Source organism: Rhizobium sp. PDO1-076, assembly GCF_000247475.1.
In the GTDB taxonomy this organism is placed as follows: Bacteria; Pseudomonadota; Alphaproteobacteria; order Rhizobiales; family Rhizobiaceae; genus Allorhizobium.
Genome location: NZ_AHZC01000355.1, coordinates 1 through 16,321, shown reverse-complemented (window position 1 = coordinate 16,321; position 16,321 = coordinate 1). Strand labels below are relative to the sequence as shown.

At 59.9% G+C, this 16,321-nt stretch carries 19 protein-coding genes, 1 pseudogene and 1 riboswitch; of the genes and pseudogenes, 8 read left to right on the top strand and 12 right to left on the bottom strand.

Annotated elements, in window-relative coordinates; all coding sequences use genetic code 11:
* Positions 1-84: 84 nt before the first annotated feature.
* Positions 85-309 carry a hypothetical protein gene (locus tag PDO_RS17125; RefSeq protein ID WP_007604790.1) on the top strand — a complete coding sequence of 75 codons (225 nt, stop codon included), beginning with the start codon at positions 85-87 and terminating at the stop codon, positions 307-309.
* A 48-nt stretch (positions 310-357) separates the two neighbouring features.
* On the opposite strand, the gene PDO_RS17120 is transcribed toward PDO_RS17125, so the two are convergent.
* Entirely contained in the window at positions 358-894 is a 537-nt protein-coding gene (locus PDO_RS17120) for a hypothetical protein (protein ID WP_007604784.1), read from the bottom strand.
* A 217-nt stretch (positions 895-1,111) separates the two neighbouring features.
* Positions 1,112-1,672: a hypothetical protein gene (locus tag PDO_RS17115; protein WP_007604782.1), complete on the bottom strand. Its 561-nt coding sequence runs from the start codon at positions 1,670-1,672 to the stop codon at positions 1,112-1,114.
* Positions 1,673-1,882: 210 nt separating this feature from the next.
* A riboswitch (cobalamin riboswitch) is annotated at positions 1,883-2,093 on the top strand.
* Positions 2,094-2,214: 121 nt separating this feature from the next.
* Here PDO_RS17115 and PDO_RS17110 point away from each other — a divergent pair.
* Genes PDO_RS17110 through PDO_RS17100 form a run of 3 tightly spaced genes read left to right on the top strand, consistent with a single transcriptional unit; the run spans position 2,215 to position 3,441 of the window.
* Positions 2,215-2,403 (top strand): CbtB domain-containing protein, encoded by a 189-nt coding sequence (locus tag PDO_RS17110; RefSeq protein ID WP_007604781.1) that lies wholly within the window; start codon positions 2,215-2,217, stop codon positions 2,401-2,403.
* Positions 2,404-2,415: 12 nt separating this feature from the next.
* Complete coding sequence (locus PDO_RS17105) at positions 2,416-3,135, top strand: CbtA family protein (RefSeq protein ID WP_007604780.1); 720 nt, start codon at positions 2,416-2,418, stop codon at positions 3,133-3,135.
* 6 nt (positions 3,136-3,141) lie between these two features.
* The gene (locus PDO_RS17100) at positions 3,142-3,441 is read left to right on the top strand and encodes a hypothetical protein (protein WP_007604778.1); all 300 of its coding nucleotides are present in this window, start codon (positions 3,142-3,144) and stop codon (positions 3,439-3,441) included.
* Between the two features lie 29 nt (positions 3,442-3,470).
* Here PDO_RS17100 and PDO_RS17095 read toward each other — a convergent pair whose 3' ends face one another.
* The 4 genes from PDO_RS17095 to PDO_RS17080 all read right to left on the bottom strand — a co-directional run bounded on the left by PDO_RS17095 (position 3,471) and on the right by PDO_RS17080 (position 5,668).
* A complete protein-coding gene (locus tag PDO_RS17095; RefSeq protein WP_007604776.1) occupies positions 3,471-4,055 on the bottom strand; it encodes a type 1 glutamine amidotransferase family protein in 585 nt (194 codons plus the stop codon).
* Positions 4,056-4,088: 33 nt separating this feature from the next.
* Complete coding sequence (locus tag PDO_RS17090) at positions 4,089-4,577, bottom strand: GNAT family N-acetyltransferase (RefSeq protein WP_007604761.1); 489 nt, start codon at positions 4,575-4,577, stop codon at positions 4,089-4,091.
* 208 nt (positions 4,578-4,785) lie between these two features.
* The gene (locus PDO_RS17085) at positions 4,786-5,244 is read right to left on the bottom strand and encodes a cupin domain-containing protein (RefSeq protein WP_007604760.1); all 459 of its coding nucleotides are present in this window, start codon (positions 5,242-5,244) and stop codon (positions 4,786-4,788) included.
* 10 nt (positions 5,245-5,254) lie between these two features.
* Complete coding sequence (locus PDO_RS17080; RefSeq protein WP_007604759.1) at positions 5,255-5,668, bottom strand: MerR family transcriptional regulator; 414 nt, start codon at positions 5,666-5,668, stop codon at positions 5,255-5,257.
* Between the two features lie 82 nt (positions 5,669-5,750).
* Between PDO_RS17080 and PDO_RS17075 the strand changes: the two genes are divergently transcribed.
* Positions 5,751-6,482 carry a cation transporter gene (locus PDO_RS17075; RefSeq protein ID WP_007604758.1) on the top strand — a complete coding sequence of 244 codons (732 nt, stop codon included), beginning with the start codon at positions 5,751-5,753 and terminating at the stop codon, positions 6,480-6,482.
* A gap of 76 nt (positions 6,483-6,558) precedes the next feature.
* Here the strand turns inward: PDO_RS17075 and PDO_RS17070 are convergent, their stop codons facing one another.
* The 5 genes and pseudogenes from PDO_RS17070 to PDO_RS17050 all read right to left on the bottom strand — a co-directional run bounded on the left by PDO_RS17070 (position 6,559) and on the right by PDO_RS17050 (position 10,878).
* Positions 6,559-6,876, bottom strand: coding sequence for a hypothetical protein (locus PDO_RS17070; RefSeq protein ID WP_007604757.1), 318 nt, complete (start codon positions 6,874-6,876; stop codon positions 6,559-6,561).
* Positions 6,877-7,114: 238 nt separating this feature from the next.
* Complete coding sequence (locus PDO_RS17065) at positions 7,115-7,414, bottom strand: addiction module antidote protein (protein WP_007604756.1); 300 nt, start codon at positions 7,412-7,414, stop codon at positions 7,115-7,117.
* A 1-nt stretch (position 7,415) separates the two neighbouring features.
* Positions 7,416-7,631, bottom strand: a pseudogene (locus tag PDO_RS17060) (type II toxin-antitoxin system RelE/ParE family toxin); the annotation flags it as partial.
* Positions 7,632-7,771: 140 nt separating this feature from the next.
* Complete coding sequence (locus PDO_RS17055; RefSeq protein ID WP_007604752.1) at positions 7,772-9,880, bottom strand: S9 family peptidase; 2,109 nt, start codon at positions 9,878-9,880, stop codon at positions 7,772-7,774.
* A 110-nt stretch (positions 9,881-9,990) separates the two neighbouring features.
* Positions 9,991-10,878 carry a branched-chain amino acid aminotransferase gene (locus PDO_RS17050; protein ID WP_007604750.1) on the bottom strand — a complete coding sequence of 296 codons (888 nt, stop codon included), beginning with the start codon at positions 10,876-10,878 and terminating at the stop codon, positions 9,991-9,993.
* Positions 10,879-11,204: 326 nt separating this feature from the next.
* Here PDO_RS17050 and PDO_RS17045 point away from each other — a divergent pair, with 326 nt between their 5' ends.
* A complete protein-coding gene (locus PDO_RS17045) occupies positions 11,205-12,002 on the top strand; it encodes a MipA/OmpV family protein (RefSeq protein WP_007604748.1) in 798 nt (265 codons plus the stop codon).
* Positions 12,003-12,100: 98 nt separating this feature from the next.
* A complete protein-coding gene (gene ubiA / locus PDO_RS17040; RefSeq protein ID WP_007604746.1) occupies positions 12,101-13,054 on the top strand; it encodes a 4-hydroxybenzoate octaprenyltransferase in 954 nt (317 codons plus the stop codon).
* Between the two features lie 146 nt (positions 13,055-13,200).
* Here the strand turns inward: ubiA and PDO_RS17035 are convergent, their stop codons facing one another.
* On the bottom strand, positions 13,201-13,767 hold the full coding sequence (locus PDO_RS17035) for a DUF6101 family protein (protein WP_037074509.1): 567 nt from the start codon (positions 13,765-13,767) through the stop codon (positions 13,201-13,203).
* Between the two features lie 381 nt (positions 13,768-14,148).
* Between PDO_RS17035 and PDO_RS17030 the strand changes: the two genes are divergently transcribed.
* A partial coding sequence (locus tag PDO_RS17030; protein WP_007604744.1) for a DUF1217 domain-containing protein occupies positions 14,149-16,321 on the top strand: 2,173 nt, incomplete at its 3' end.

Here is a 16,321-nt window from a genome sequence, read left to right as displayed (position 1 = left end):
CGCCGCGAATTGAAACCGTCGCCTCAAGCATCGCGCAAGCCAGCGCCGTCATCATGCACTCCTCGAAATGACTTCGGAGGATCCATGAGCATCGAACGTCGGCGGATGGAATCGGCAATCCGCTCGCTGCTCGACAACTATCCTGATCCCGCCCTGCATCGCTGGGTGGACGAGACGGTGCGTGCCTTTGAAAGACGTCTTTCGGCAATTGTCGATCCGCGCGAGCGCGATCATGCCCAGCAGGCGGCGCTTATCCTGATCAAGACCACCCTGCAAAAATGGTCGGAAAAGCCGCCCGTGCGCCATTGAGGCTGGCGGTCCGCTACCGGCTTTCCCGACCGCATGTGTGATCAGACCTCATCCCGCCGCACTGCGGGAATCCCGCTTTGCCTGTGCGACCGCTGCAGCCGACCGTAGTCGTCCCCGTTCTGCCGGACGGACAAGGCTCTTGTAGCGTTTGGACTCGATCGCCCGCATGCCTGCATGCGCATGGCGGGAATTGTAGGCCTCGTCTCGCTCGACCTTGGCGCTTTGCTTCAGGGCCAGGGCGGCGCGCATGTTCTCGATCAGCTGCACCTTGCCATGCATCTTCTGGCGGCGGGCGTGTTCGCCATTCAGCCGGCGCATGCTCATGGCCAGGATTTCCAGTTTGCCCCTTGTGCCGACATCCTTCCTGACCGGTTCCGCGCCTTTCGCCGCAGCCTTGCCGCGCAATTCGCGGGTCTGCCGATGCGCCTCGGTCTGGGCACGATTGCGTCTATCGCGAACCTGTTTGAGCAGTTTGGTCAGATCGGCATCGTTCAACTGCTGAACCGCCGGATGGTGCGACTGCTGAACCAGATGCCATTCCTCCTCAGTCAGCAACCGCTCTTCCTGTTTGCGCGAAATCGCCATGTATGCCTCCTCCGTTTTGCTGTCGTGTCGTTGATCCAGATGTTTGAAATGGGGGACAGTCGACGTTCGACCGATAAACGCATCGCAAGGCCTCGGTTGAGCGCCGTCATGCATGCTGTATGGGCTGCGAGCCTTGCCGCACCAAACATACGCTTGCCCGCTGCCCGCGACAAGAACGCAGCCTGCCTGACCATTGCGCCGAACCGTCGCGAAGGGATCAAGCGTCTGCCGCGGACTGGTCCGGTGCCGGCGGATAAAAGCGCAGGGCCACCTGCGCCTGAGACAAGCGGCGATGAAGCTTGGCCTGTTCCCGCAGCGGCCAGGATTCGTAAAGCAGGATGTTCAGTGGATGCCACAGGGCAACCCATCCGACGATGATGGCGCCTTCTTCGAGGAAATGCGAGATCCGGCCATAGGGTGTCAGCGCAGAAACGGCTTGGCCGAAGACAAGACACAAGGCAAGCACGGCGAGACCGAGCAACAAGGCCCGTCGTCCGGTGCGCAGAAGCTCGCGCAACTGGTGCTCGACGACCCCGTGACTATAGAGGAAATAGTTTGAAATCGCCCGATCAAGGCCTTGGACCTCATCCTTCGACGCGGATTCTTCGGGCAGATGAACCGTGATCTGGATCGGCTGCGTCTTCGGCATCAGGCTTGCGTGCCGGGTGATGTACTCGATGGCATCCTGCGACAGTTCCCGGTCCCTGAACGGATAGGGATCAAGCGTTTCGAAGATCTGGGAAACGTGTTCAAGGCGCATTTCCACGGCATCGTTCATTACAGTCTATCCCCCTGTTGACGCTCTCGGACAGGTTATACCAAGGATCGGTAATAGGAACCCATAAGACGGTCAATCGGTTGGGTGACAGCCGCATCTTTGCGCCTCTGATGGCGGCGGTGCGACGCGCTTTGTGCGCATATCCAGTCTTGTTGTCGCTTTGCCGCCGGAAGCCGTCGTTGTCACAATTGACAGCGCCCGATCGTGCGCGGATAGTGGCCGCGATGGTTCCCCAGAAGCGGCGCTTCGGGGATTAATAGGGAACACGATAGGGACGACCCTGATGGGGCTCGATTCGTGGCTGCCCCCGCAACTGTAAGCGGCGAACGTCCGGACAACAATGCCACTGGATTTTTCCGGGAAGGCGGTCCGGGTGTCATGACCCGCGAGCCAGGAGACCTGCCATCATCTGTCGTCGCCTGCCGGACGGGGTTGTCTGGAAGACCGAGGCTGTGGGTGATCTTGTTTTCAGACCGCCGATAGTTCCGCTCTCCGCTCCTCGAACATCATGCGATTTCTGCAGTCATCGTTCGGAGGGAAACATGTCCGTTCAACACACCACCACGCTCGGCGCATCGGCTGCCGGCATCCGCAGCAACACGCTCGTCGCCTCGGCATTCAGCGTTATTTTCGGCCTCGTCATGGTTGGCTTCGTCGGCTTTTCGCCGATGGAAGTGCTGCACAATGCGGCCCATGACACGCGGCATGCCAATGCCTTCCCGTGCCATTGAGGATCGGCATTGATGTCGATTTTTCGTTCACTCTTCTTCACCGCCGCGCTCGTCGGTCTGATCGTCGGCTCTGTTGTCACCTTGGTGCAGTATGTCGGCACAACGCCGCTCATCCTTGCAGCCGAAGTCTACGAGGTCTCTGAACCCGTCGTCGAAACCCATAGCCACGATGCGGCTGCGGCCACCGATGGTCACAGCCACGACCATGGCGAAGCCTGGGCTCCGGCCGATGGCTGGCAGCGCAATGGCGCAACGCTGGTTGCCAATATCCTGACGGCGATCGGATTCGCGCTGGTGCTGAACGGCCTGATGCAGGTTGTCGGCCAGGGTACAGGCAAGGGTGCCGATTGGCGCTCAGGCCTGGTCTGGGGTCTTTGCGGCTTTGTCACCGTGATGCTGGCGCCATCGTTCGGGCTCCATCCCGAGCTTCCGGGCACGCCCGCGGCCGAATTGCTCGACCGGCAGGTCTGGTGGATCGGCACGGCCCTTGCCACTGCGGCCGGCCTTGGCCTGCTCTTCCTGGTGCGCAAGCCCTGGGCTGCGGCTCTGGCAATCCTGCTGATCGCCCTGCCGCATCTGATCGGCGCACCGTTGCCGCCGCATGGCGAAACGGCATTGGCGCCCGCCGAGCTTTCACATCGCTTCATCACCGTGGCGACGCTGACCAGCCTGGTGTTCTGGGCGCTGCTCGGCACACTCAGCGGCTATTTCAGCCGTCGCTTCGCGGCCTGATTAGCCATGGCGGGTGAGCTATTGCCCGCCTTCGACTGGCGCTCCGATATCGATGCGCTGGTTTTTGAACATGGGCCGGCGGGCGGGCGATGTTTTGTCCACCGGCTCGCTTTTCGCAGCCTGATCGGCATCCAGCCGGAACCCGGTGCCTGCATGGACTGGTTTTGCACCCATCACGCGGCGTTTTCGGCTGCAGCCGAAACAAAGCTGGCACAAAGCGGCGCCACCAAGGGCGCCTTTCATCTCAACAGTCGCGATATTCGCCGCGCGCTCGAGCAGCTTTCGCCAGCGCGGCAATTGCGCTGAACGCATCGACATCTGACGGCCTGCGGATATTAACCGACGGCGCCATGCGGCAGATGTTCGTTGGCAAACGCCGCGATCTCGTCCTCCGCCTCGCTGCTCCAGAGATCCAGTGCCTTGAGGATCTCCATGGTGAAGGTGATCGGAGAATTGCCGGGTGCGGTGATCACCTTGCCGTCCGATACGGCCTGCGGCTGGTCGCGGTAGAGTGCGGCGCCCTGATAGGCCGGATATTTCTGGTGCGACGCAAGGCGGTTGCCGGTATGGGCCACGTCGTTCAGGATGCCGGTCGCCGCCAGCGCGCTTGCCGCCGCGCAGATCCCGCCGACCACTTTGCCCGAGCCGTGAAATTCGCGGACCTTTGCGCCGAAATCCGGCGCGGTGCCTTTTTCCCAGCTCAAGCCACCGGGAATGATCAGCGCGTCGAAGGTCTCTGCATCCACGGCATCATGGGCGAGATCGGGCGTGATCTTCAGTCCGCCCATCGAGGTGACCGGCCGGCCATCGGGCGAAGCGGTCCTGATCTCGACGCCCAGATAGGATCGCGCCACCGCCATCAGCAGGGCGCATTCCCAGTCGGCGAAGTCTTCGGTCAGGGCAATGGCTATACGGGTCATCGACATGTCTCCCTGCAGCTTGGCATCGACCTGTTACGACAGGCGCTGAATGTAGCGCATTCCGGTGACGGGGCGCGGTACGAAATCCATATGCTCGTAGAACCGATGCGCCGCCACATTGCCGGTCGCAGCGCCAACCGAAAGGTAGTCGCAGCCAGACTGAAGAGCAATATCGCGGGCCCGCGCCACGAGATGCTGGCCGATGCCGTTGCCGCGCTGGCCGTCTCGGACGAAGAGATGATGCAAGTCCATGCCGCGTTTGCCTTCGTCGGCCCTGTAGAGCGGCACCAGAATGGCGTAGCCGATCAGGCCTTCGCCGCCATCGGCAACCAGCGCGGTGATCCAGGGCAGGGCGCCGAACAGGTCACGTTCCAGCGTTTCCGCCGTCATCGCAGAGGCGTCGCCGTGATGGGCGGCAAGGGCCAAGATCATGTCGTTGAGTTGCGGCAGGTCCTGGTGCCGGGCATGGCGGATCACCACGACGGGCGGGCGCGGCAGTGTTGTTTCAGTATCTTCGGTCATTTTCGCTTCCCTTTTTTGATGTGCCGTCAGGGGAAGCTGCGTTTTTAAACAACAAGGCCGCCTGACGGCGGCCTGTTGACAAAGTGATCTGTCGAGCCGCCGGTTACCGGTAGGCCCAAAAATACGTGCAGGAGATGGTTGCGCGTGCGTTGATCATGCAATGGCAATGCGCCGATTTCAATCGGTTGTCAATATCCATCCCTGTGGATCACCGCGTCAACGCATTCCCCGCCCGGTCGGTTAGGTGCTTGTCGAAATTGACCTTGGTCAGCAGCATGTCCTTTCGGGTGTAATGCACCACGTCGTCCGGAGCGCGGGTGCCGACGACGATGTAGCTGGCGTCTGCTGCAGAACGGTTCTCCAGGCAATGGCCGACGGCCACGCCGGCCTTGAACGTCGCCGCATCACCGGCCTGCATTTCGGTCACGTCATCACCTTCGAGCAGCGTTACCCGGCCTGACACCACGAAGATGAACTCGTCCTCCCGCTCGTGCCAGTGCTGGTGCGACGAGCGCGATCCCGGCGGCAGGGTCTCCATAAAGGCGCCGAATTGCGTCAACCCGCCGGCATCGCTGAGAAGGCGTGCCGAATAGGGGCCAAGCTCGGTGTTGATGCCCTCGGCCTTGCCTTCTTCAAGCCCCGCGTCCTGTTGTCTGATCACCGGCATTCCCTGATCCTCAATGTTCGTGTTCACAAAGCCCGTGGTCGGACAGCGCCCGGATCACATAACAATCGCCAACGGTATGGCCTTCGCAATGGGAGACGATGCGGGTCAGTTCGTCTTCGAGCTTGCGCAGCTTGGCGATCTTGTCGCGGACGTCGGCCAATTGTTCGCGGGCGATCTGGTCGGCCGTGCCGCATGGCTCTTCCGGGTGGCGGCTCAGCGTCAGAAGCTCGCGGATAGCCTCGATCGGGAAGCCGAGATCACGCGCATGACGGATAAAGGCCAGCCGGTCCAATTCGGCTTTTTCATAGCGCCGTTGGTTGCCTTCTGTCCGGTCAGGCGCCGAGATCAGCCCCATCTGCTCATAGTAGCGGATGGTCGGCACCTTAACCCCCGTTCGGCGCGATAGATCGCCAATCGAATACATCGGTGAAAAAACCTCTTGAACCTCTAGTCGCTATAGATTCTAGAAAGGATGCAGGACGAGATCAAGCAGGAAAGGAAATCTCATGAGCGCCTCTTGTGGTCATAGCCACGGCCCCTTCGACGGCATGTCGGACACCTACAAGCGCAGGCTCTGGCTGGTGATTGCCATCAATGCCGGGATGTTTTTCATCGAGATGACCGCCGGCCAACTGGCTCGCTCTCAGGCGCTGCAGGCTGATGCTCTGGATTTCTTCGCCGATGCCGTGACCTATGGCATTTCGCTCGCCGTCATCGGCGCCTCTATCCGTGTCCGCACGACGGCCGCTGCTGCCAAGGGTATAAGCCTGTTTCTGATGGGCCTCTGGGTCTTCGGCTCCACGCTGTACCGCGTCTTCTACATGAACTTGCCGGAAGCGCCGATCATGGGCGTGATCGGCTTTCTGGCGCTGATTGCCAATGTCGCCAGCGTCCTGTTGTTGATGAGCTACAAGGATGGTGATGCCAATGTGCGCTCCGTCTGGCTATGCTCGCGCAATGATGCAATCGGCAATGTCATCGTCATGATCGCGGCCATTGGGGTTTGGGGCACGGCGACTGCATGGCCGGACCTGATCGTTGCCGGCATCATGGCCGGTCTGTTCCTGACGTCTTCGGTCCAGATCCTGCAGCAGTCATGGATGGAGTGGCAGCAGGGTGGCCATCAAGCGGGGCACCATGCGGATGGGCATGGTGTTCAGGATGTCGTGCCTGTCATGGCTGAATGCTGCACGGATCATGCCCATCACCACCACGGGGGGCATGGGCACAAGCACTGACGGTCCTGTCCGCGATTGCGCATAAAAAAACCGGCCGGGTTGCCCTGGCCGGTTGACTGGAGCCTGCGCTGTAAACTCAGAATTCGGCGTAGTCCGGCAGGTCGTATTCGCGGTAGGCCGCTTCGACCTGCTGCGAAACAGAGTTGGAAACGCGCTCGTCGCTGTTGGCTGTCGCGGACTCAGTCGTGAGCGAAGCCTTGCGTCCGCCCTCAACAGTCCAGAGTGCCGAGGCAAGCTGGTTCGATAGCAATGTGCTGGAGAACGTGTTGGGGCTGCCAGTGCGGGCCTTCGAGATCGTGCTGGTATCCGGCGCAGCGTCATCGGTATCGGCCGTGCTGGGCACGTAGCGATTTTGATAGGAATAGTTGCTACTAAGACCGCTATCGATCCTCATGGCGGACGCCTCGGTTGAAAGAATTAACCATTTGTTAACCTTTGAACCTTGCGCGAGGCTTGCGTGTTGCGGCGCAAGAGCGAGATTTGACCTTGCGCCAAGCTCGCACTCGGACTACGCGGCGGCCGAATCAGGGATGTGTGAGCTTCATTTTTTAGGAGATGCGCAAGCAATCACGAAAAGACACCCGTGAAAGCTTGCACGTGCTCTATCACTGACCCTGCTAGATGGGTGGTACTTATTCTGCTGGCTCTGCAGCGGGCTTGACGAGCAGCTTCAGGCCCAGTGCTTTTGTGACACCGAGCAGAGTGGAAAATTTCGGATCGCCTCGTTCGCTGAGAGCCTTGTACAGTGCCTCGCGCGTCACGCCGGCCTCCCGGGCGACGCTGGTCATGCCTTTGGCTTTGGCGATGACTCCAAGAGCATTGGCAATATAAGCTGCATCTCCAGTCTCGAAAGCATCAGTCAAAAGCGCGGCCTGTGTCTCTGTGTCCAGAAAGAACTCGGATGCGTCGAACGGGATGGTTTCAACGGCCATATCAAACTTCCTTTGCCAAAGACTTCGCACGGCCGATGTCCTTTTCCTGGCTGCTCTTTTCTCCACCACACAACAGAATGATGATGGTGGTGCCCCGCTGGACGAAATAGATCCGGTAGCCTGGCCCGTAGTCGATCCGAATTTCGCCGATGCCATCGAAATATTTGGCGTCGCCGAACAGTCCCGATTGCAGGCGCACAAGCCTGGTTGCAATCCGTGTCTGCGCCTGCTAATCCCTCAGCTTGCGAATCCATGAGATGGAATCGGGATGCTACCGGATCTCGATTATATGTGAACTATGGTTCACGATGGATGTTATGTCAAATCCACCGTGAACTTTAATTCATAATCCGGTCATTACATCTTGCCCGCGACCTTGATCGCGAACGCATATTCGAACGCGATCTCCTCCAGCCGCTGGAAACGGCCGGACTTGCCGCCGTGACCGGCTGCCATATTGGTCTTGAGCAGGAAGGGTCCTGCATCCGGCGCATGCCCGCGCAGCTTGGCGATCCACTTGGTCGGCTCCCAATAGGTCACGCGAGGGTCCGTGAGGCCAGACAGCGCCAGGATCGGCGGATAGGCTTTTGCCGCGACATTGTCATAGGGCGAGTAGGCGGCGATCCAGTTGTATTGCTCGACCGACTCGATCGGATTACCCCATTCCGGCCATTCCGGCGGCGTCAGCGGCAGCGTGTCGTCGAGCATGGTGTTGAGCACGTCGACGAAGGGGACGGCGGCGATGATACCGGCGAATTTCTCCGGTGCCATATTGGCGATCGCCCCCATCAGCATGCCGCCGGCAGATCCGCCCTCGGCGATGATCCGGTCGAAGGAGGTGAACTTCTCCTTCACCAGGTGATCGGCGGCGGCAATGAAGTCCTTGAAGGTATTGGCCTTCTTTTCCATCTTGCCGTCTTCATACCAGGAAAATCCCTTGTCCTTGCCGCCGCGGATATGGGCGATGGCATAGACGAAGCCGCGATCGGCCAGCGACAGGCAATTGGTGTTGAAGCCGGCGGGGATTGTGATGCCATAGGCGCCGTAGCCGTAGAGCAGGCAGGGTGCGGAACCGTCGAGCTTCGTATCGCGACGATAGAGCAGGGTGACCGGCACGTCGACACCGTCATGTGCCTTGGCAAAGACGCGGCGCGTGACATAGTCATCCGGATTGTGGCCGGACGGGACTTCCTGTGTCTTCAACAGCGTGCGCTCGCGCGTCGCCATGTTGTAGTCGAACAACTGGCTCGGCGTGGTCATCGACGAATAGGAAAAGCGGATGACATCGGTGTCGTATTCCGCCGAACCGGACAGGCCGAGCGAATAGGCCTCCTCGGCAAAGGCAATCGAATGCTCTTCGCCGGACGTGCGGTCGCGGATCATGATCACCGGCAGGCCTTCGCGGCGCTCGAGCCAGACGAGATGCCTTGCAAAGGCCATGTGGCTGAGGATCAGCCGGCCGGGTTCATGCGCGACGACCTCTTTCCAGTTCGCCTTGCCGGGAGCCGATACCGGCGCCTCGACGATTTTGAAGTCCTTGGCGTCGCCGGCATTGGTCAGGATGTAGAAGACGTCGCCGCCTTCGGTCATCGCATACTCGATGCCTTCCTCGCGCTCGGCCACAAGTTGCGGCTCGGCGGTCAGGTCCTTGGTCGAAAGCAGGCGGTATTCCGAGGTCTCGTGGTCGTGGATGTCGATATAGATGAAGTCGTCGAGTAGCGAGCCGCCGACCCCCATGAAGAAGCCGGGATCCTTCTCTTCGTAGACCAGCCGGTCGGAAGATTGCGGCTCACCCACGATATGGTGGAAGACCTTCGACGGTCGGTGGTTTTCGTCCTGAAGCGTATAGAAGAAGCTCTTGCCGTCCGGCGCCCAGACGCCACCGCCGGCGGTGTTCTCCAGCACATCCTCGAGATCCTGCTTGGTGGCCAAATCGCGGATGCGCAGGGTGTAATATTCCGAGCCCTTGTCGTCATAGCCCCAGATGCCGAAGGCATGATCGGTCGTATGGTCGATGCCCGAGAGGCGGAAATAATCCTTGCCTTCCGCCTCCTTGTCGCCGTCGAGCAGAAGATCGCGCAGCGCCTCGTCCTTCGGATCGCCATCGCGCGGAATGCGGAAATAGCGCGGCTGCTCGCCACCGGTGACAAAGGCCGAGCCATAGGCAAACGGGCCGTCCTTCATCGGGATCGAGGAATCGTCCTCCTTGATCCGGCCCTTCATCTCGTCGAACAGCGTCTTCTGCAGCGCCTTGGTATCGGCCATGGCCGCGTCCATATGCGCGTTTTCCGCCTCCAGATAGCTGCGGATTTCCGGATCGAGGATCGAGGTATCCTTGAACATCTGCTGCCAGTTGTCGGCCCGGAGCCAGGCATAATCGTCGGTGCGGGTGATCCCGTGGCGCGTGTCGCTCACCGGCTTCTTGGCAACGGTTGGCGGGCTCGGCAGGTTGTTGAAGATGGACAAGGTGATTTCCTTCCAGAATTGGATCAGGCGGTTGAGCGAGAGATAGAGAGGCCGGACGCCGCGATCAAGGCGCGGCCTGTCCTGTCTTGGCCTCTCCTGTCCGGGCGTGCTCAGCCGTCGGTGCTGTGTGACGACCTTGCCCAGTCCATGTAGAGATCGAGGGCCTTGCGGGTCACCGGGCCTTCCTGCAACTGCAGGTCATCGAGCCGTGTCACCGGCACCACCTTGGAATAATTGCCGGTCTGGAAGATCTCGTCGGCATCCATGAAGTCCTCGACCGACAGCGTCGCCTCGCGCACCTCGAAGCCGGCATGGCGCAACAGGCCGATGATCCGGGCGCGGGTGATGCCAGCCAGGAAGGTGCGGTTTGCAGCCGGCGTATACACGATGCCGTCCTTGACCATGAAGACGTTGGAGGAGGCCGTCTCCACCACATTGCCGTTCATGTCGCGCACCAGCGCATTGTCGAAACCTCTGCTGCGGGCATCGATGATCATCCGGCCGGAATTGGGATAGAGGCTGCCGGTCTTGGCCTCGGTCATGGCGCATTCCGGCGTCGGCCGACGATAGGGCGACAGCGTCAGCGACGATGGCTTGGCGGTGTGCATCGGCGCTTCGAACAGGCAGAGCGCAAAGCGCGTCGATTCCGGGTCGGCGGCCACGACCGAACCGGCCTGGCCATGTTCGGCCCAGTACATCGGCTTGATATAGATGGCTGTCTTGCCGTCGAACTTGGCAATGCCCTCCCAGGCCAGGCGCTCGATTTCGCCGGCGTCCATGGTCGCCTTCAAGCCCAGGTTTTCTGCCGAGCGATTGACCCGCTGGCAATGCAGATCGAGATCCGGCGCGATACCGTCGAACCAGCGGGCGCCGTCGAATACTGTCGAACCCAGCCACATGGCATGCGAGGTCGGCCCGATCAGCGGCGGATTGCCGGCAAACCAGTCGCCATCGACATAGGTGAATGTGGTCGTGCGGGCAGAGGAATCGACAGCCATCAGAAGTCTCCTGTTCTTAGTTGCAAACGAGCAAAGTCTTCCGGTCGGCCAAGGTCAAGGAGAAAGTGTCTGGCTGCTCCGCAAAGGCGCGATGCCGGGAGAAAAGCACGAAACATCCGCGGAATTTGGCGGAAAATCAGAAGCTTGGCTGATCGGTCGATCAAAACGGGTGATGGGTCTCCACAATCAAGGATCGTCTGCCGCCCGATTGCGCCTCAACCAAGTTGCTCGCCTTGGTTAAAGATCCCGTAACGCATTGCTGCAATATTGAAGCGGTTCGTCTCCGCCGTAGCGGAGGTTTGTATTGCGTCAGTCTGGGGTCCATCATGCGAAATGCCACCCGTGCCATCGTCCTGTCTTCCTGCGCGCTTGCTTTTGCCGGTCAGGCGAACGCCGAAGGTTTCTGGTCGGGAAACTGGTATCTGACGCTCGGCGGCTCGGGCATTTCCGCGCCGAAATTCGAAGGTGCCAAGGACAACAAGCTGTTCTTTTCGCCGATCATTTCGCTCGGCCGTGGCAACCAGCCGCGCTTCAGCTCGCGCAATGACAGCGCCTCCTTCGCCATTTATGATACCGACGTCCTGCGTGCCGGTGTTGCCGGCAAGTTCATTCCGGGCCGTGATGCCGGCGATGCCGACGAGTTGATCGGTCTCTCCGAGATCAAGTGGGGCGGTGAACTCGGCGGCTTCGCCGATGTCTATGTCACCGACTATCTGCGCGCCCGTGCCGAACTGCGCCAGGGCATTCGCAGCCATGACGGCCTTGTCGCCGATCTTGCGCTCGATGCCTTCACCGATATCGCCCCGGATCTGCGCATTTCCGGTGGTCCGCGCGCCACCTATGCGACGAGCGGCTATACCAAGGCCTATTACGGCGTCGATGCCGGTGAATCTGCAGCCTCGGGCCTCAGTGAATATCACCCGGATGGTGGCTTCACATCCGTCGGTGCCGGCGCGGCGATCACCTGGGACGCCACCGAAAAATTGCAGATGAGCGCCTTTACCGAATACAAGCGCCTGACCGGCCCTGCCGCCGACAGCAGCCTTGTCGAGGAACGTGGCAGCAAGAACCAGCTGACATTCGGCGTCTCGGCCAGCTACAAGTTCGGCTTCAGCCTCGATTGAGGCTCCGGCATATCTGCCGGGCACTGTGCTGATTTTTCGCGGTTGCTGACCGGCAATCGCGGTTTTCTTGGCCGCCGCCATGCTCTATCACTGGCATTATGAACAGTTCAGCCGACCACCACGATCGCGTTATCGACGCGCCTTCCGACAACTGGGTCTACCGCGCGTTGCCGCGCTGGCTCTGGCCCTTCGCCCAGCTGGCCCGCTGGGACCGGCCGATCGGCTGGCAATTGCTGATGTGGCCGTGTTTCTGGTCCTCGGCACTGGCGGCCAACGTGCTGGCTGCCGACGACCGGCTGAACCCGACGCAGTTCGTCTTTCACCTCGTCCTGTTCTTTGTCGGATCGGTTGCCATGCGCGGTGCCGGCTGCACCTATAACGACCTCGTCGACCATGAGATCGATGACAAGGTCGCGCGCACCCGCTCGCGCCCCCTGCCGTCGGGCCGTGTATCGCGCCGTAATGCCAAGATCTTCGTGGGCCTGCAGGCGCTGGTCGGCCTTGCGGTTCTGCTCTGCTTCAACATGTTTTCGATTGTCCTGGGCATAGCCTCGCTGGCCATCGTGGCGATCTATCCCTTTGCCAAGCGCTTTACCGACTGGCCACAGTTCTTTCTCGGCCTTGCCTTTTCCTGGGGCGGGCTGATGGGCTGGGCCGGCCTGCATGGCAACCTGTCGCTCGCTGCGATCCTGCTCTATCTCGGCGCCGTCGCCTGGACCATCGGCTATGACACGATCTACGCCCATCAGGACAAGGAGGACGATGCGCTCGTTGGCGTGCGCTCCACGGCTCGCCTGTTCGGTGACGACACGAAACTCTGGCTCGCCGGTCTTTACGGTCTGACGCTGCTGCTGCTTCTCGTCTCCTTTGTCATGGCGGGCGCCGGCTTTCCGGCCATTCTCGGCCTGATGATCGCCGGCGGGTTGTTTGCCTGGCAGATCAAGGTCCTCGACATCGATGACGGCGCCCAGTGCCTTGCGCTGTTCAAGTCGAACAACCGCGTCGGGGCGATCATTTTCCTCGGCCTGCTTATGGCGCTGCCTTTCGCCTGAGCAATCGCCTCGCTTTACGTCCGGGTTTCATGGTCGGAGTAAGGGCGAACTGGCTTGGATCGGCACGCTCTGTCGCAAATACCCTGAAAACAAACAGGCCCGGAAGTTGCCTTCCGGGCCTTGTAATGTTCCGTCTTGGGACGAAATCAGCTGCGGGCGATGATTTCCTTGCCGGAAATCTTCATGGTTACGCCAAGCGAACCGGTCGTGCGGCGCACCAGGAAGCGCGGGCGGCGCTCGGCGAAATAGGAGTGGCGGCGACGCGGTTGCGTGTCACGGGTGCGCACCTCGCCGATATGATCTTCCAGCGGACGGGCAATGCCGTCGGCCTCGACCATCAGCATCGGGATGCGGAAGGCATCCGCCCAGCCGCGCCAGTCGGCAGCGATATCGCAGAGATCATGGGCGACGAGCAGTGGGATGCACAGATCCGGATCGTCGTGATGCAGTTCGAGTGTGACGGTCACTTCGCCGTCGCCATGGTCGATCGCCCGGGCCGCAACGCCTTTGAAGGCGCGGGCCGGCAGAGCGAAGGAGAGGGGGAGACCGCTACCAGGAAGGATTTTACGCAGCACCGCGCCGCGTTCGTCGATGGTGATTGTCACATCGCCTAAGGAGCCGTGCAGTGCGTAGGAGACCTGCTGTGGGAACCGCGAGGGATCCAGTCGCAGAGTGGCTCCTGCCCAATCGGGCTTCATAACCGTGTTCGTCATCTTCATGCTACCCTTGTTTTACCCGAGAGCGCGTCATGTGCTCGTCTGTTTGGGACTTCTCGTCCTCTGTGGGGGCAACATAGCCAGCGGCTGTTCGAGACAGCTTAAAAATCGCGGTAAAAAAACCTTGCAGTCTCAAATGGTTAGTTTTGTCGTACTGCGCAGGGTTGCTGAAACGTGAAAATCGGCCACGATCTATTCCAGATCGATACAGATGTCGGATCGCCGGGATGTGGGAAGGCGAGCCCGTATGCCGCCTGCTTCATGCGGCAGTCTCGAAAAGCGCATTCGCAGCGTTTCTTCACAAAGATATAAAGCTCCGAGCAAGAATTAAGGCGCATGATGCGATTCGTATAAATCGATTTTTCTGCCGAGGACGCGATGGTCTCCACATATCTGAGCTATGATCTTGCGACGCGAGATATGAAGTCGAGCCTCAACCGCGTCGCCTCTGACAGCCAGGTTGCGCGCGAAACCGCGTATTTCGAAGAGAATATCGGCAACGTCACGTCCGTGGATGAATTCCTCGACGACTACCGTCTTTATTCCTTTGCGATGAAGGCCCACGGTCTCGAAGAGATGACCTATGCCAAGGCCTATATGAAAAAGGTCCTTGAAAGCGATCTCAGCGAAAGCACCAGCTTTGCCAACGTCCTGTCAGATGATCGATATCGCAATTTCGCCGCCGCATTCCAGTTCACCGGCCAAACCAAGGATTCCCAGACGTCGGCGCAGGAAACCAAGCTGCTTGCGCTTCTGGATGAGCAGCTCGTTGCCGAAAACGACGCGATCGAGACCGAAACCTACTACTACGAGTCGGTGATCGACACGGTCACCTCGGCCGACAGCCTGGTCAAGAACACTCGCCTGTTCAATTATGTGCTCGACGCTTATGGCATCGACGGCACCTATTACACCAAGGAACATTTCACCAAGATCCTGACCAGCGATCTCAGTGACAGCGCAAGCTACGTGAACCAGTTGGTGGAAAACGACGCGTCGAATTCGGCGGCCTTCCTCAAAATGGCCCAGGCGTTCAGCTTCAATACCGATGGTTCCCTTTCCGGAACAACGGCCCAGAGCGCCGAGCAGAAGGAAGGCACTGTCGCTCTCTATATCGAGGAAGAGCAGACCTACGCCTCCGAATACTATCTTCAGCGCGAAAAGGCCTACTACACAGCCCAGATCGCCAACGTGACCACGGTCGAGGATATCACCGGCGACGAGCGGCTGTTCAACTATGTCAAGACCGCCCTGGAGCTCGACGGAACGGTGACGGCTTCGGTGTTCAAGTCGATCGTCACCAGCGACCTGAGTGCTTCTGGCAACTACGCCATCACCAATGGCGGCAGCGCATGGGTCGCGGTTGCGCAGAAGTTCAATTTCGGCACGGATGGCAACGTCAGGTCAGGCTATTCGGCACAGGGCACCGCCCAGCTTGCGTCGACGCATACCGGCTTTGCCGAATTTTACGATGACGAAAGCGAAGAGATGAAGACGTCGACCATCGACTACTTCACCGAAAAGATGGCCGAGATCACCAGTGTCGATGATCTATTGGACAACAGTTCGCTTCGCCTGATGCTGCAGAGGGCTTTCGGATTTGAAGGGGATGAATTCAGTAATTCCGAGCTGCGCAGGGTCCTGACCAGCGACATCACCGATCCGAACAGCTACGCCAACAAATCGAAGGATTCGCGCCTGATCGAAATGGCGACCTTGTTCAACTTCGACAGCGAAGGTGAAGCCAAGGCGCCGTTGCAGGCGCAAAACCAAGCGACTGCGACGAATATCGCCAAGGACTACATCGTCAAGCAGATCCTCTACCTGGAGGGTGACGAGCAGACGACCGCCAAGGAAGCTGCCACCAAGGAGTCCGAATATTATCAGGAGCAGATCGCCAGCATTCGCACGGTCGATGAGCTTCTGGATGATCGCCGTGTCGTCGATGTCGTGCTCGGCGCATTCGGTTTCGATGGCGATGAGGTAACGGACGACTTCCTCAAGCAGCTGTTTGCCTCGGATCTCGATGATCCCAAGAGCTTCGCGAACCAGCAGGCCAATTCCAAATGGGCGGAACTGCTCGCGTCCTTCAATTTCGACAGCGAGGGCAACCTGACCGATGACACCGTCGGAACGGTGCAGCAACGCGGCGAAACGCTCGAAACCATCAACCTCTACCTGCGCCAGACGTTTGAAGAGAGCGAAGGCGAAAGCAATCAGGGTGTTCGCCTGGCGCTCTATTTCGAGCGCACGGCGCCGACATTGACCGATGCCTATGACCTGATCGCCGATGAGGCGCTGCTGGAAGTCTTCCGCACCACGTTCGGCTATTCGGAAGAATTCTCCAACATGGACGTCGACATGCAGGCGAAGATCGTCGAGGACAATATCACGCTTTCGGATTTCCAGGATCCCGCCAAGATGGAACGCTTCCTGCAGCGCTACACCGCCATGTATGACACCGAGAACGCCAGTTATGACACGTCCGCACTGTCCATTCTCCAGGGCAGCGGCGGCGGGATCTCCGCCGATCTCCTGACAACGCTTGCCG